A 13,517-nucleotide genomic window follows, 5' to 3' on the forward strand; every position below is an offset into this window, starting at 1 on the left:
GTTTTTGGCGCCAACCGTAAAGCGGTCGGTGCCGCATGGCCTGTTATGGCATAACAAGATGTACCCATAACGAGAACCGGTAATACCGGACAGCATGCAAACACATCAAGAGGATTTATGGCTGAGAACAAACCTGAGCTACAGCGTGGGCTGGAGGCTCGTCACATCGAATTAATTGCCCTTGGGGGCACTATTGGCGTTGGGCTATTTATGGGGGCCGCCAGTACCCTTAAATGGGCGGGACCTTCGGTTCTGCTGGCGTATATCGTCGCCGGGCTGTTCGTGTTTTTCATTATGCGTTCTATGGGGGAGATGTTATTCCTCGAGCCGGTTGCAGGTTCATTCGCTGTTTACGCTCACCGTTATATGAGCCCCTTCTTTGGCTATCTCACCGCCTGGTCATACTGGTTTATGTGGATGGCGGTGGGGATCTCAGAGATTACCGCCATCGGGGTGTATGTGCAGTTCTGGTTCCCGGAAATGGCGCAATGGATACCCGCACTGATCGCGGTAGGACTGGTTGCGTTGGCAAACCTCGCTGCGGTTCGCCTGTATGGTGAAATTGAGTTCTGGTTTGCCATGATCAAAGTGACCACCATCATTGTGATGATCGTCATTGGGGTTGGGGTGATTTTCTTCGGCTTTGGCAATGGCGGCCAGGCGATTGGTTTTGGCAACCTGACCGAGCACGGCGGCTTCTTTGCTGGGGGCTGGAAGGGCTTCCTGACGGCATTGTGTATTGTTGTGGCGTCTTACCAGGGCGTGGAGTTGATCGGTATCACTGCAGGGGAAGCGAAGAATCCACAGGTCACGCTGCGTAGCGCGGTGGGTAAAGTGCTGTGGCGCATTCTGATTTTCTACGTTGGTGCGATTTTTGTCATCGTCACTATTTTCCCGTGGAATGAGATTGGCAGCAACGGCAGCCCGTTTGTTCTCACCTTTGCCAAGATTGGTATTACTGCTGCGGCAGGGATTATTAACTTTGTGGTGCTGACGGCGGCGCTGTCTGGCTGTAACAGCGGCATGTACAGCTGTGGGCGTATGCTCTACGCGCTGGCAAAGAATCGCCAGCTTCCTGCCGTTGTTGGAAAAGTATCACGCCATGGCGTGCCGGTTGCCGGAGTGGCTATTTCTATCGCGATCCTGCTGATTGGCTCATGCCTGAACTACATCATTCCTAACCCGCAGCGCGTGTTTGTTTATGTCTATAGTGCCAGCGTGTTGCCGGGGATGGTGCCGTGGTTTGTGATCCTGATAAGCCAGTTGCGTTTCCGTCAGGCGCATAAAGCGGCGATTGCCAGTCATCCATTCCGCTCCATTCTGTTCCCGTGGGCGAATTATTTGACGATGGCGTTCCTGATTTGCGTATTAATTGGCATGTACTTTAATGAAGATACCCGAATGTCGCTTTTTGTTGGCATGGGTTTCTTACTGGCCGTGACGCTCATTTATAAGGTTTTTGGTCTGAATCGTCATGGCACAGCCCATAAATTGCGGGAATAAGCGACAAAACGCACAAACCATGACCAAACGATAATTTATTTTAAAAAAGCACTAGACAGAAGACCGAGACCTCCGTAATATCCAGCCCCGCAACGGCGCTAAGCGCCCGTAGCTCAGCTGGATAGAGCGCTGCCCTCCGGAGGCAGAGGTCTCAGGTTCGAATCCTGTCGGGCGCACCATTTAGTAGGGTGCCAGAGCTGCGGTGGTTTTAATACCGCGTAAAAGATTTGCAGTGGTGGCTATAGCTCAGTTGGTAGAGCCCTGGATTGTGATTCCAGTTGTCGTGGGTTCGAATCCCATTAGCCACCCCATTAATTTAAAGTTGTGAAATGCGAAGGTGGCGGAATTGGTAGACGCGCTAGCTTCAGGTGTTAGTGTCCTTAGGATGTGGGGGTTCGAGTCCCCCCCCTCGCACCACGACTTAAAGAATTGAACTAAAAATTCAAAAAGCAGTAAAACGGCGAGTAGCGCAGCTTGGTAGCGCAACTGGTTTGGGACCAGTGGGTCGGAGGTTCGAATCCTCTCTCGCCGACCAATTTTGAACCCCGCTTCGGCGGGGTTTTTTGTTTTCAGATTTTCCCTTCTTAGCCTGCGCATCTGCGAATTTCCTGAAGTCTTAAAAAGTCCGAATACCTGGTTTTTGCAGTGCAATCGTGGCATGCGTTGTGCAATAATATGCGGGTAGATGCTCATTCCATCTCTTATGTTCGCCATCTGGCCTCATAAACTCAGGAATGATGCAGAGCCGTTTACGGTGCTTATCGTCCACAGACAGATGTCGCTCAGGCCTCATCAAACACCATGGACATAACGTTGAGTGAAGCACCCATTTATGTTGTCATACAGACCTGTTTAACGCCTGCTCCTTACCGAGCGGGCGTTTTTTTATGCATAAACAAAATCCTTCAAGTGACTTCTCGAAGGATTTTGTTTATGCGATTGAAAAATATGTAGGCCCGGTAAGCGAGGCGCCACCGGGCAAGAGGGAATTACTGCGGGGGATTGTTGTTCTGCAGCGTCAACATCAGGCCATCACGGCGCATGGTGGCGGCTTCTTCCGGCTGGTGCAGTCTGTCCAGCGCGTCAGCAAGCCAGGCGTAGTCATAGGCATCCGGGCGCTGTTTGAGAGCAGCACGGAAGGCGAGCGTAGCTTCCTGCCATTCCCCATGCTTCATTAACGACTGACCCAGCGTACTCCACAGCAACGGGCGATCGCCCACGGCTTTAATCTGCTGGCGCAGCACTTTTTCTATCTGTTCCGGATTATTGGTTTTCAGACGCGGGATCGGCAGCACCAGGCGGTCATCGTACTGACGTTTCAAACCATCAATGATGACCTGCTGCGCCGTATCGTGATCGTCACACTCAATCAGATGTTCAGCCATCGCCACCTGCAGGGCAACCTGATGACGGGTTTTACGGCTCTGGTTTTTCCACCATGCACGCAGCCCCTCGCTGCCCTGATCGGCGCGGACTTGATCCATCAAGCCAACCCATGCCTGTTGTTCCAGCATGGCGCGGTGCTCGTCATCACCCACATGCGCTTTTGCCATGGATGGGATGATATCCAGCAAGGAACTCCATGCGCCGGTGCGAATGTAGGCCTGCTCAGCCAGACGCAGCACTTCCGGATGACGTGGCGTCACTTCCAGCAGTTTGTCTACGCTGTGGCGTGCAGCGTGATTTTCATTACGCGCCAGTTGCAGGCGAACGCGAGCGATTTCTACCGGGATCGTATCATTTCCGGCCAGTTCGGTAGCACGCTCAAGGTGTTGGTTGGCGCGCGCTTCGTCACCGCGCTGCTGAGCCGCTTCTGCCGCCAGCAGGTAATTCACTACCGGCTGTTCTGCATGATCGGCATTTTTCGACATCAGCTTCTCAACCTGCTGATAGTCACCTTCCGCCAGTTTGAGTAGGGCCTGTTCGGTCTGTTTACGGGCGCGACGACGCTTACGACCCACAAACCACCCACGGGTATGTGCGCCGGTGCGGAAAATTCGGCGCAACAGCCATTCAATCGCAAACAGGACGACCATGGCGACGATCAGGATGATCACCAGGCCCGTCACGCTGGTTTCGATATTGTAGTTATCCGTCTGGATCAGCACGTAACCCTGATGACCGGCTATCATCGGACCGACGACGATCCCGGCGATCAACAGCACAAAGAGCAACAATACTTTTAGCATCATTATTCTCCTTGCGGCGCGGTTGCCGGAGCGTCTGTCGAAGGCGCTGGCGCAGGCGCTGCTGCTACCGGTGCTGTGGCAGGCTGCGCCAGTAAATTACGTACGCGGGTCTGCATTAACTTGTCGAGAATAGCCTGGCTCTGCAGCGTTTCCGGAACATCCATACTGATGCTTTGCTGGCTCAGCTGGTCTACTTCTTCAAGGAACGCTTTGGTCGCTGCATCGTCGGTGTCGTAGTAAGCACGCACCCATGTGGAGACATTTTCCAGCGCCTGGCGATATGTTTCTTCCTGATGACGCGGCACGGCCTGGGCGGCTACTAACAGACGAGAACGGATGTTCTCACGTAAGTACACGTCCTGGTTCGGTGCCAGCAGCGGGACGGCGGTTTCATCACGACGGCGAATAGTGATAAAGCTGTCCATAAAGTTCTGCCAGCTTTTTTGCAGATTGACGCGCCATTCGCTAATCGAACTGGAAAGCTCGCTGCTGTCAGAGTCCATTGGAGAATCGTCGGTGTCGTTGTCGGCCAGACGCAGGTTATCAATCTGATTAGAGAGCTGATTCACTTTCAGGATAATGCCGTCATAGTCGACCTGAGTCACCGCGGACAGGCTCGCGATGTCGTCAGTAATCGCACGTCGCGCGGTAATTAAGCTCGGGTCGTTCATATCCGCCAGACTGGCGTCGGCGCTTTTCAACAGCGCAGCGGCGGTGGTGACGTCCTGATCGCTCCATAATTTACGACCGGCCAGTTTCACCAGAAAATCAGCCTGCGCCAGCAGCCATGTGCCCGCATCGCTGCCGGAGATGGTGGCGACTTTTTGCTGGACTTCATCAAGCTGTTTGACCAGCGTGGCCTGCTGGCGAGTGGCTTCATCCAGCTGTGTTGCCTGCTGTTTAATAATACCTTCCAGCTCAGCTTTTTGGCTTTCCTGCGCTTTTTGCAGCGCCGTCAGCTGGTTCGCCAGCGCATCGCTGGTTGCCGTTTGTGTTGTTGCCTGTTGTTTCCCCCAGCCGTACAGCCCAACGCCTGCAGCCAGCGCAATAGCAATCGCCACAGCGCTCAGAATCAGCGCCGTGCTGTTCTTACTCTTTTTTTCAGTATTGACTGGCTGTGACGTGGTTTCCACGGCCTCCCTGGTCTCTTCAACCACGGCGGAGGATTTTTCTTGTTCCGTCATTATGGCATCCCATTATGAGAGTTATTGTAATGCGCGTAGTAGCGCATCGTTGTCGGCGTTATCAGCGACCTTAATATCTTGCCAGCCCAGTTCCCGGGCGAGGTGCGCCAGACGCTCACTGACGACCAACAGCCGACAGCGTAGTAACCAGTGCTCACGATACCACTGCGGAATGAGCGACCAGAGCTGTTGTAGCATCTCTCCGCTGGTGACAACCACCGTGGTTACGCCACGGGATTGCCAGCGCATCGCTTCTTCCGCACCATCGTAATGTTTTGCACTGCGTTGATAACATTCACAAAAATCGACATCGGCTCCGCGTGCCGTCAGGGTTTCACCTATCAGCTCCCGGCCACCGTTGCCGCGTAATATAAGCGCGCGTTTTCCCGCAATATTTTGTAATTCAGGTAATTGTAGCAAGACTTCGCTAATTTCCCGATCCAGAGGGTAGTGAATATTGAAGTCGCTAACAGTATGCAGCGCCAGCGCCGTTGTACGGCCAATGGCAAAATAACGTGGAAGAGATGGCCAGCTTTTCTCTTGCTGCTGAAGCTCGGCATCTGCAAAGGTAACGGCGTGCTGCGAGAGGGCGAAGACCAGATCGTTCTCCGTCAGCGCCGACAGTCGGGAAGCAACCGTTGCCAGCTCCCGACCAGGTGAAAACTCGATGAGCGGAAAACTCCAGGCCACCTGCCCCAGTGTGCGCAGTCGGCTCACTAACTCTTCCCCTGCGGGAGACGGGCGGGTGACCAGAATACTCATGCGGGGGCTTCTCCGTTATAAACTTCCGCCAGAATGGCGCGCGCACCGTTCTCCAGCAGTTCTTCTGCCAGAGAGATGCCCATCTGTTCGGCATCTTGTGTAGCGCCGCGACGTTCTCCGCATACCATCTGTGAACCGTCTGGCGCGCCGACCAGCGCACGTAGCCAAATCTCACCGTCGATGATTTCGGCATAGCTGCCAATAGGTACCTGACATCCCCCTTCCAGGCGGGTGTTCATGGCGCGTTCTGCTTTGACGCGTAGCGCGGTCTCTTCATGGTTGAGCGGCGCTAACAGTGCCTGAGTGCGCATATCATCCAGTCGACATTCTATGCCTACTGCGCCTTGCCCGACAGCGGGCAGGGAGACTTCCGGCGGCAGAGCGGTGCGGACTCGCGACTCAAGACCTAAACGTTTTAATCCGGCGACCGCCAGAATAATGGCGTCATAATCGCCGTTATCCAGTTTGCTGAGGCGCGTGCCTACGTTGCCGCGCAGCGAACGGATGACGAGATCCGGGCGACGCTTCGCCAACTGGCACTGGCGGCGCAAACTGGATGTCCCGACGATGCTGCCTGCGGGGAGTTCATCCAGCGAGTTGTACTTATTTGATACGAAAGCATCACGCGGATCCTCTCGCTCACAAATGGTGACCAGCCCAAGACCGTCAGGGAATTCAACCGGCACATCCTTCATGGAATGCACAGCGATATCGGCGCGTTTTTCCAGCAGCGCGACTTCCAGCTCTTTAACAAACAACCCTTTCCCCCCGACCTTCGCCAGCGGGGTATCAAGGATCACATCGCCACGGGTTACCATAGGAACCAGTTCCACGATCAGACCGGGGTGGTTTGCCATTAAGGCGTCTTTGACATAATGTGCCTGCCAGAGCGCAAGGGGGCTTTGGCGTGTGGCAATTCTCAAAACATTGTCTAACATGCTTGTTACCGTCATTATCAATCATTGACCATCCTAACATCCTTATCAAAGGGATGTCAGCGTTACGCTCAAACGTAAGTGAGAGGAAAAGGCGCTGCATCATCACTGGCAGTGAATAATGACGAGAAACCTCCCGACCGTATGAAGGAATTTACACGTAACGAACGGTGCTACACTTGTATGTAGCGCATCTTTCTTTACGGTCAATGAGCAAGGTGTTAAATTGATCACGTTTTAGACCATTTTTTCGGCTGAACAGCATAAAAAAATATGGGCGAAAAACAGGTAACGGTTATTTTTGACATACGGTTTATCCGAATTGATGGCGATTATTGTGAGCGCTTGCGCCGCGGCAATCGACAACATGACGGATAGCAACATCAGGCGATACGTCTTGTACCTCTATATTGAGACTCTGAAACAGAGACTGGATGCCATAAATCAACTGCGTGTGGATCGCGCGCTTGCTGCCATGGGACCTGCCTTCCAGCAGGTATACAGTCTGCTGCCGACATTATTGCACTACCACCATCCGCTGATGCCGGGTTACCTCGATGGTAACGTTCCCAAAGGCATATGCTTTTACACGCCTGATGAAACCCAACGCCACTACCTGAACGAACTGGAACTGTACCGCGGTATGTCGCCGCAGGATCCTCCCAAGGGCGAACTGCCGATCACCGGTGTTTACTCAATGGGCAGCACCTCTTCGGTAGGGCAAAGCTGTTCCTCTGACCTTGATATCTGGGTCTGCCATCAATCCTGGCTTGATAGCGAAGAGCGCCAGCTGCTGCAGCGAAAATGTAGCCTGCTGGAAAGCTGGGCCGCCTCGCTGGGCGTAGAAGTCAGTTTCTTCCTGATTGATGAAAACCGTTTCCGTCACAATGAAAGCGGCAGTCTTGGTGGTGAAGACTGTGGCTCGACGCAGCATATCCTGTTGCTTGATGAATTCTATCGCACCGCTGTGCGCCTCGCGGGTAAACGTATTCTGTGGAATATGGTGCCGGGCGACGAAGAAGAGCATTACGACGATTACGTCATGACGCTCTACGCACAGGGGGTGTTAACGCCAAACGAATGGCTGGATCTCGGCGGGCTCAGTTCGCTTTCCGCCGAAGAGTACTTTGGCGCCAGCCTCTGGCAGTTGTACAAGAGTATCGACTCCCCGTACAAAGCGGTGCTGAAAACGCTGCTGCTGGAAGCCTATTCCTGGGAATACCCAAATCCACGCCTGTTGGCGAAAGATATTAAACAGCGCCTGCATGACGGCGAGATCGTCTCTTTTGGTCTCGATCCTTACTGCATGATGCTGGAGCGCGTTACCGAGTACCTCACGGCGATCGAAGATCCGACACGCCTGGATTTAGTGCGTCGATGTTTCTACTTAAAAGTGTGTGAGAAACTGAGCCGTGAGCGCGCCTGCGTGGGCTGGCGTCGTGAAGTATTAAGTCAGTTAGTGAAAGAGTGGGGCTGGGATGACGCCCGTCTGACCATGCTGGATAACCGTGCTAACTGGAAGATTGACCAGGTACGCGAAGCACATAACGAACTGCTCGATGCGATGATGCAGAGCTATCGTAACCTGATCCGCTTTGCGCGGCGCAATAACCTCAGCGTCAGCGCCAGCCCGCAGGATATCGGCGTGCTGACCCGTAAGCTGTATGCCGCGTTTGAAGCGTTACCGGGTAAAGTCACGCTGGTGAACCCACAGATATCTCCGGATCTCTCGGAACCGAATCTGACCTTTATCCATGTACCGCCGGGTCGTGCCAACCGTTCAGGTTGGTATCTCTACAACCGCGCGCCGAACATGGACTCGATCATCAGCCATCAGCCGCTGGAATATAACCGCTATCTAAACAAGCTGGTGGCGTGGGCCTGGTTCAACGGCCTGCTGACCTCGCGTACGCATTTGTTTATTAAGGGCAACGGCATTGTTGATTTGCCGAAGCTGCAGGAAATGGTCGCCGACGTATCGCACCACTTCCCGCTGCGGCTGCCTGCACCAACGCCGAAAGCGCTGTATAGCCCGTGCGAAATTCGCCATCTGGCGATTATCGTTAACCTCGAATATGACCCAACGGCAGCGTTTCGCAATCAGGTGGTACATTTTGATTTCCGTAAGCTGGACGTCTTCAGCTTTGGCGAAGAGCAAAATTGCCTGGTAGGAAGCGTCGACCTGCTGTACCGCAACTCGTGGAATGAGGTGCGTACGCTGCACTTCAACGGCGAGCAGGCGATGATTGAAGCGTTAAAAACGATTCTGGGCAAAATGCACCAGGATGCCGCGCCGCCAGATAGCGTCGAGGTCTTCTGCTATAGCCAGCATCTGCGCGGTTTAATTCGCACCCGCGTCCAGCAACTGGTGTCTGAGTGCATCGAATTACGCCTCTCCAGCACCCGTCAGGAAACCGGACGTTTCAAAGCGCTGCGTGTTTCCGGCCAGACGTGGGGATTGTTCTTCGAGCGCCTGAACGTTTCGGTACAGAAGCTGGAAAACGCAATTGAATTCTATGGCGCGATTTCACATAACAAACTGCACGGGCTTTCCGTCCAGGTTGAGACCAACCATGTGAAACTGCCGTCGGTGGTCGACGGTTTTGCCAGCGAAGGGATTATTCAGTTCTTTTTCGAAGAAACGGGTGATGAGCAGGGCTTTAATATCTACATTCTGGACGAAAGCAATCGGGCTGAGGTGTATCACCACTGCGAAGGTAGTAAAGAGGAGCTGGTACGCGACGTCAGCCGTTTCTATTCATCGTCGCACGATCGTTTTACCTACGGCTCCAGCTTCATCAACTTTAACCTGCCGCAGTTCTATCAGATTGTGAAAACCGACGGGCGCGCGCAGGTGATTCCGTTCCGCACCCAGCCGATTAGCGCCGTTCCGCCAGCCAGTCAGGACAACGACACGCCGCTGTTACAGCAGTATTTCTCGTGAGTTAACTTGCCCGGTGGCGCGACGCTTACCGGGCTAAAGTAGGCCGGATAAGCAAAGCGCATCCGGCACTAAAGCTTAGCGGAAGCTCACCTCTTCACCCGCCTGCTGCGTTGCCGCTTGTTCCAACAGATCCCAGAACGTTTCGCCGCTTCGGTCGCAGATCCATTCGTCGCCTTTCAGGTCAAAGTGGTAGCCGCCCTGTTTGGTCGCCAGCCACACCTGGTGCAGCGGCTCCTGACGGTTAATAATAATTTTGCTGCCGTTTTCGAAGCTGATGGTCAGCACGCCGCCGTTGATCTCACAATCGATATCGCTGTCGCCATCCCAGTCATCCAGACGTTCTTCAATGGTCATCCACAGGGTGTCAGCAAGGCGATGAAATTCACTGTCGTTCATTTTCTTATCCTATTTTTCGTGATGCCCGCAGTATAACGTGGAATAAATCGCGATGCAGTTTTTAGCCAAACTCTTGCTTTTACGCCTTCTCCTGCGATGATAGAAAACAGAAAGCATGAACTTTACAGGCAATCCATAATGAAAAACGTGTTAAAGCCACTCGCTGTCATTTTTACTCTGTTCAGCCTTACGGGCTGTGGGCTAAAAGGCCCGCTCTATTTCCCGCCAGCTGATAAAACCGCGCCGCCTCCGACCAAGAGCGTTCAGCCGCAATCGCAATCCACCACGCCTGAGAAAAACGATCGTGGGATTAGTGATGGGCCTTCTCAGGTGAATTACTAACGGCAGGAATAGATTTTACATTTCTGTACCCGCGTGAACGGAGTGAATGATGCAATTCTCTAAAATGCATGGCCTTGGCAACGATTTTATGGTCGTCGACGCGGTAACGCAGAATGTCTTTTTCTCACCAGAGCTGATCCGCCGCCTGGCCGACAGACATCTCGGCGTTGGATTTGATCAGCTGCTGGTGGTTGAGCCTCCGTATGATCCGGAGCTGGATTTCCACTACCGTATTTTTAATGCCGACGGCAGTGAAGTGTCACAGTGTGGCAATGGCGCCCGTTGTTTTGCCCGTTTTGTTCGCCTGAAAGGGCTGACCAATAAACGTGATATTCGCGTCAGTACCGCGAATGGTCGTATGGTATTAACCGTCACTGACGACGAGCTGGTGCGGGTGAATATGGGCGAACCCAATTTTGAACCCTCGCAGGTTCCTTTTCGCGCTAACAAAGCAGAGAAGACCTATATTATGCGCGCGGCTGAACAGACAGTATTGTGCGGCGTGGTTTCAATGGGGAACCCGCACTGCGTGATTCAGGTTGATGATGTTGATACGGCCACGGTAGAAACACTGGGACCGGTTCTGGAAAGCCACGAACGCTTCCCTGAGCGCGCCAATATCGGATTTATGCAGGTGGTAAAACGCGAGCATATCCGACTGCGCGTCTATGAGCGCGGCGCGGGTGAAACGCAGGCCTGCGGCAGCGGTGCGTGCGCTGCCGTTGCGGTCGGTATCCAGCAGGGTCTGCTGGCAGAAGAAGTGAGGGTGGAATTACCGGGCGGTCGACTTGATATCGCCTGGAAAGGTCCGGGTCATCCGCTGTATATGACTGGCCCGGCGGCACATGTCTACGACGGATTTATTCACTTATGAAGCAACCAGGGGAAGAACTACAGGAAACGCTCATGGAGCTGGACGACCGGGCGGTCGTCGATTACCTGCAACGTAATCCTGAGTTTTTTATCCGTAATGCCCAGGCCGTTGAAGCGATGCGAGTTCCGCACCCAGTGCGGGGCACGGTCTCTTTAGTGGAATGGCATATGGCGCGGGCACGTAATCATATTAACGTGCTGGAAGAGAACATGGCGTTGTTGATGGAACAAGCCAACGCCAATGAAAGCCTGTTCTATCGTCTGTTAAATCTGCAAGGACGGCTGGTGTCGGCCAGCAGTCTTGACGACATGCTGATGCGATTTCATCGCTGGGCGCGTGAGTTAGGGCTGGCCGGAGCGACGGTTCGTCTGTTCCCGGATCGCTGGCGACTTGGCGCGCCATCAAAATTCACCCATCTGGCATTAAGCCGTCAGGCTTTTGAACCGCTGCGTATCCAGCGTCTGGGTCAGTCACAGCACTATCTTGGGCCGCTCAATGGTCCGGAATTGCTGGTCATGATGCCGGAGGCGAAAGCCATAGGTTCGGTGGCGATGTCGATGCTCGGGCAAGATGGCTCTCTGGGCGTGATGCTGTTCAGCAGCCGTGACGTTAATCATTACCAGCAGGGGCAAGGCACGCAATTGCTGCAGGAAATCTCGCTGATGTTGCCGGAACTGCTGGAGCGCTGGATTGAACGCGTATGACCGATTCACCCCTTTCTCAGGATGTGGCGCGCTTTTTGCGCTATCTGGGCGTTGAGCGTCAGCTTAGCCCGGTCACATTGCTTAATTATCAGCGTCAGCTTGATGCCATCATTGCGTTAGCCGGAGAGACCGGTCTGCAAAGCTGGCAACAATGTGATGCTGCGATGGTACGTAGTTTTGCTGTTCGCAGCCGTCGTAAAGGACTGGGGCCGGCGAGTCTGGCACTGCGTCTCTCCGCGTTACGCAGTTTCTTCGATTGGCTGGTTAATCAGGGCGAGCTGAAAGCCAATCCGGCAAAAAGCGTTTCCGCGCCTAAAGCACCGCGTCATCTCCCTAAAAATATCGATGTCGACGATGTTAATCGTCTGCTGGATATCGATCTCAACGATCCCCTTGCTGTGCGCGATAGAGCAATGCTGGAAGTGATGTACGGCGCGGGTCTGCGTTTATCTGAGTTGGTTGGGCTGGATATTAAACATCTCGACCTCGACACCGGCGAAGTGTGGGTGATGGGTAAGGGCAGTAAAGAGCGTCGCCTGCCGATTGGCCGCAACGCGGTGGCGTGGATTGAGCACTGGCTGGATCTACGCGGGCTATTTGGCAGCGATGACGATGCGCTATTTCTGTCCAAACTGGGCAAACGCATCTCGGCGCGTAATGTGCAGAAACGCTTTGCTGAATGGGGTATCAAGCAGGGGCTGAACAGCCACGTACATCCCCACAAATTGCGTCACTCCTTTGCGACGCATATGCTGGAGTCGAGCGGCGATCTGCGCGGAGTGCAGGAGTTATTGGGTCATGCCAATCTCTCCACGACTCAAATCTATACCCATCTTGATTTTCAACACCTGGCTTCAGTGTACGATGCGGCGCATCCGCGCGCCAAACGGGGGAAATAATGCGTTTTTACCGGCCTTTGGGGCGCATTTCTGCGCTCACCTTTGACCTTGATGACACCCTTTACGATAACCGTCCCGTTATCACACGCACCGAGCAGGAAGCGCTCGCGTTTGTACAGAATTACCATCCGGCGTTGAATTCGCTGCAAAATAGCGACCTACAGCGCTTACGTCAGGCCGTTCGCGACGCCGAGCCGGAAATCTACCACGATGTTACCCAATGGCGTCACCGTGCCGTAGAGCGCGCTATGCTGGAGGCGGGGTTGTCAGCGGCAGAAGCCAGAATGGGGGCGAATGCGGCGATGATGAATTTTGCCAAATGGCGTAGCCGCATTGAAGTCCCGCAGACGACGCATGACACGCTGAAGGCGCTGGCCCGCAAATGGCCGCTGGTGGCGATCACCAACGGTAACGCGCAGCCGGAACTGTTTGGCCTGGGTGATTACTTTGAGTTTGTGCTGCGCGCCGGTCCCGACGGGCGATCAAAACCCTTTAGCGACATGTACACCTTGGCGGCGGAAAAACTGAAAATGCCTGTGGGTGAGATTCTGCACGTGGGTGATGACCTGACGACGGATGTCGCGGGCGCCATCCGTTGTGGTATGCAGGCCTGCTGGATCAAACCGGAAAATGCCGACCTGATGCAAACTGCAGACAGCCGTTTGCTTCCGCATATCGAAATTTCACAGTTGGCATCTCTGACCTCGCTGATATAATCACCAGCAGAACTCTGTATATATACCCAGCTTTTTGGCGGATGGCGCTACGCTTATCCGCCTTACCTA

At 53.9% G+C, this 13,517-nt stretch carries 12 protein-coding genes and 4 tRNA genes; 11 read left to right on the forward strand and 5 right to left on the reverse strand.

What is annotated here, in order from left to right:
* Positions 1-117 precede the first annotated feature (117 nt).
* The 5 genes from thrP to OGY67_RS16005 all read left to right on the forward strand — a co-directional run bounded on the left by thrP (position 118) and on the right by OGY67_RS16005 (position 2,038).
* Positions 118-1,503 carry a bifunctional threonine/serine APC transporter ThrP gene (gene thrP / locus OGY67_RS15985; protein ID WP_003828980.1) on the forward strand — a complete coding sequence of 462 codons (1,386 nt, stop codon included), beginning with the start codon at positions 118-120 and terminating at the stop codon, positions 1,501-1,503.
* Positions 1,504-1,605: 102 nt separating this feature from the next.
* Positions 1,606-1,682 (forward strand) — tRNA-Arg (locus tag OGY67_RS15990).
* A gap of 56 nt (positions 1,683-1,738) precedes the next feature.
* Positions 1,739-1,814 (forward strand) — tRNA-His (locus OGY67_RS15995).
* Between the two features lie 20 nt (positions 1,815-1,834).
* Positions 1,835-1,920 (forward strand) — tRNA-Leu (locus OGY67_RS16000).
* A gap of 41 nt (positions 1,921-1,961) precedes the next feature.
* A tRNA-Pro gene (locus OGY67_RS16005) sits at positions 1,962-2,038 on the forward strand.
* Positions 2,039-2,492: 454 nt separating this feature from the next.
* Here OGY67_RS16005 and hemY read toward each other — a convergent pair.
* From hemY to hemC, 4 genes are read right to left on the reverse strand one after another with little or no spacing between them, the layout of a single operon-like run.
* Positions 2,493-3,692: a protoheme IX biogenesis protein HemY gene (hemY, locus tag OGY67_RS16010; RefSeq protein ID WP_153754011.1), complete on the reverse strand. Its 1,200-nt coding sequence runs from the start codon at positions 3,690-3,692 to the stop codon at positions 2,493-2,495.
* A gap of 2 nt (positions 3,693-3,694) precedes the next feature.
* Positions 3,695-4,876, reverse strand: coding sequence for a uroporphyrinogen-III C-methyltransferase (hemX, locus tag OGY67_RS16015; protein ID WP_118263108.1), 1,182 nt, complete (start codon positions 4,874-4,876; stop codon positions 3,695-3,697).
* A gap of 21 nt (positions 4,877-4,897) precedes the next feature.
* Positions 4,898-5,638 carry a uroporphyrinogen-III synthase gene (gene hemD / locus OGY67_RS16020; RefSeq protein WP_286574163.1) on the reverse strand — a complete coding sequence of 247 codons (741 nt, stop codon included), beginning with the start codon at positions 5,636-5,638 and terminating at the stop codon, positions 4,898-4,900.
* On the reverse strand, positions 5,635-6,576 hold the full coding sequence (gene hemC / locus OGY67_RS16025; RefSeq protein ID WP_003828972.1) for a hydroxymethylbilane synthase: 942 nt from the start codon (positions 6,574-6,576) through the stop codon (positions 5,635-5,637). Before hemC ends, hemD begins: the two co-directional genes overlap by 4 nt.
* Positions 6,577-6,970: 394 nt before the next feature.
* On the opposite strand from hemC, the gene cyaA reads away from it, so the two are divergent.
* On the forward strand, positions 6,971-9,517 hold the full coding sequence (cyaA, locus tag OGY67_RS16030) for a class I adenylate cyclase (protein ID WP_032934207.1): 2,547 nt from the start codon (positions 6,971-6,973) through the stop codon (positions 9,515-9,517).
* 75 nt (positions 9,518-9,592) lie between these two features.
* On the opposite strand, the gene cyaY is transcribed toward cyaA, so the two are convergent.
* On the reverse strand, positions 9,593-9,913 hold the full coding sequence (cyaY, locus tag OGY67_RS16035) for an iron donor protein CyaY (RefSeq protein WP_003828967.1): 321 nt from the start codon (positions 9,911-9,913) through the stop codon (positions 9,593-9,595).
* A 138-nt stretch (positions 9,914-10,051) separates the two neighbouring features.
* Between cyaY and lptM the strand changes: the two genes are divergently transcribed.
* From lptM to yigB, 5 genes are read left to right on the forward strand one after another with little or no spacing between them, the layout of a single operon-like run.
* Positions 10,052-10,255 carry an LPS translocon maturation chaperone LptM gene (gene lptM / locus OGY67_RS16040; RefSeq protein ID WP_003017937.1) on the forward strand — a complete coding sequence of 68 codons (204 nt, stop codon included), beginning with the start codon at positions 10,052-10,054 and terminating at the stop codon, positions 10,253-10,255.
* A gap of 49 nt (positions 10,256-10,304) precedes the next feature.
* Positions 10,305-11,129: a diaminopimelate epimerase gene (gene dapF, locus OGY67_RS16045; protein ID WP_003017933.1), complete on the forward strand. Its 825-nt coding sequence runs from the start codon at positions 10,305-10,307 to the stop codon at positions 11,127-11,129.
* Entirely contained in the window at positions 11,126-11,833 is a 708-nt protein-coding gene (locus OGY67_RS16050; RefSeq protein WP_008787084.1) for a DUF484 domain-containing protein, read from the forward strand. Before dapF ends, OGY67_RS16050 begins: the two co-directional genes overlap by 4 nt.
* Positions 11,830-12,732, forward strand: coding sequence for a tyrosine recombinase XerC (gene xerC, locus OGY67_RS16055; protein ID WP_103015294.1), 903 nt, complete (start codon positions 11,830-11,832; stop codon positions 12,730-12,732). Before OGY67_RS16050 ends, xerC begins: the two co-directional genes overlap by 4 nt.
* Positions 12,732-13,448, forward strand: coding sequence for a 5-amino-6-(5-phospho-D-ribitylamino)uracil phosphatase YigB (gene yigB, locus OGY67_RS16060; RefSeq protein ID WP_032945701.1), 717 nt, complete (start codon positions 12,732-12,734; stop codon positions 13,446-13,448). Before xerC ends, yigB begins: the two co-directional genes overlap by 1 nt.
* Positions 13,449-13,517 lie beyond the last annotated feature (69 nt).

The sequence above is a fragment of the Citrobacter sp. Cpo015 genome (genome assembly GCF_030333035.1).
Taxonomy (GTDB): domain Bacteria; phylum Pseudomonadota; class Gammaproteobacteria; order Enterobacterales; family Enterobacteriaceae; genus Citrobacter; species Citrobacter portucalensis.

What these genes read in the sequence shown, in the direction of transcription:
- hemX (WP_118263108.1), bottom strand. Translation starts at nt 4,876, where the DNA reads ATGACGGAACAAGAAAAATCCTCCGCCGTGGTTGAAGAGACCAGGGAG.
- hemC (WP_003828972.1), bottom strand. Translation starts at nt 6,576, where the DNA reads ATGTTAGACAATGTTTTGAGAATTGCCACACGCCAAAGCCCCCTTGCG.
- cyaY (WP_003828967.1), bottom strand. Translation starts at nt 9,913, where the DNA reads ATGAACGACAGTGAATTTCATCGCCTTGCTGACACCCTGTGGATGACC.
- hemD (WP_286574163.1), bottom strand. Translation starts at nt 5,638, where the DNA reads ATGAGTATTCTGGTCACCCGCCCGTCTCCCGCAGGGGAAGAGTTAGTG.
- thrP (WP_003828980.1), top strand. Translation starts at nt 118, where the DNA reads ATGGCTGAGAACAAACCTGAGCTACAGCGTGGGCTGGAGGCTCGTCAC.
- xerC (WP_103015294.1), top strand. Translation starts at nt 11,830, where the DNA reads ATGACCGATTCACCCCTTTCTCAGGATGTGGCGCGCTTTTTGCGCTAT.
- hemY (WP_153754011.1), bottom strand. Translation starts at nt 3,692, where the DNA reads ATGCTAAAAGTATTGTTGCTCTTTGTGCTGTTGATCGCCGGGATCGTC.
- lptM (WP_003017937.1), top strand. Translation starts at nt 10,052, where the DNA reads ATGAAAAACGTGTTAAAGCCACTCGCTGTCATTTTTACTCTGTTCAGC.
- yigB (WP_032945701.1), top strand. Translation starts at nt 12,732, where the DNA reads ATGCGTTTTTACCGGCCTTTGGGGCGCATTTCTGCGCTCACCTTTGAC.
- dapF (WP_003017933.1), top strand. Translation starts at nt 10,305, where the DNA reads ATGCAATTCTCTAAAATGCATGGCCTTGGCAACGATTTTATGGTCGTC.
- OGY67_RS16050 (WP_008787084.1), top strand. Translation starts at nt 11,126, where the DNA reads ATGAAGCAACCAGGGGAAGAACTACAGGAAACGCTCATGGAGCTGGAC.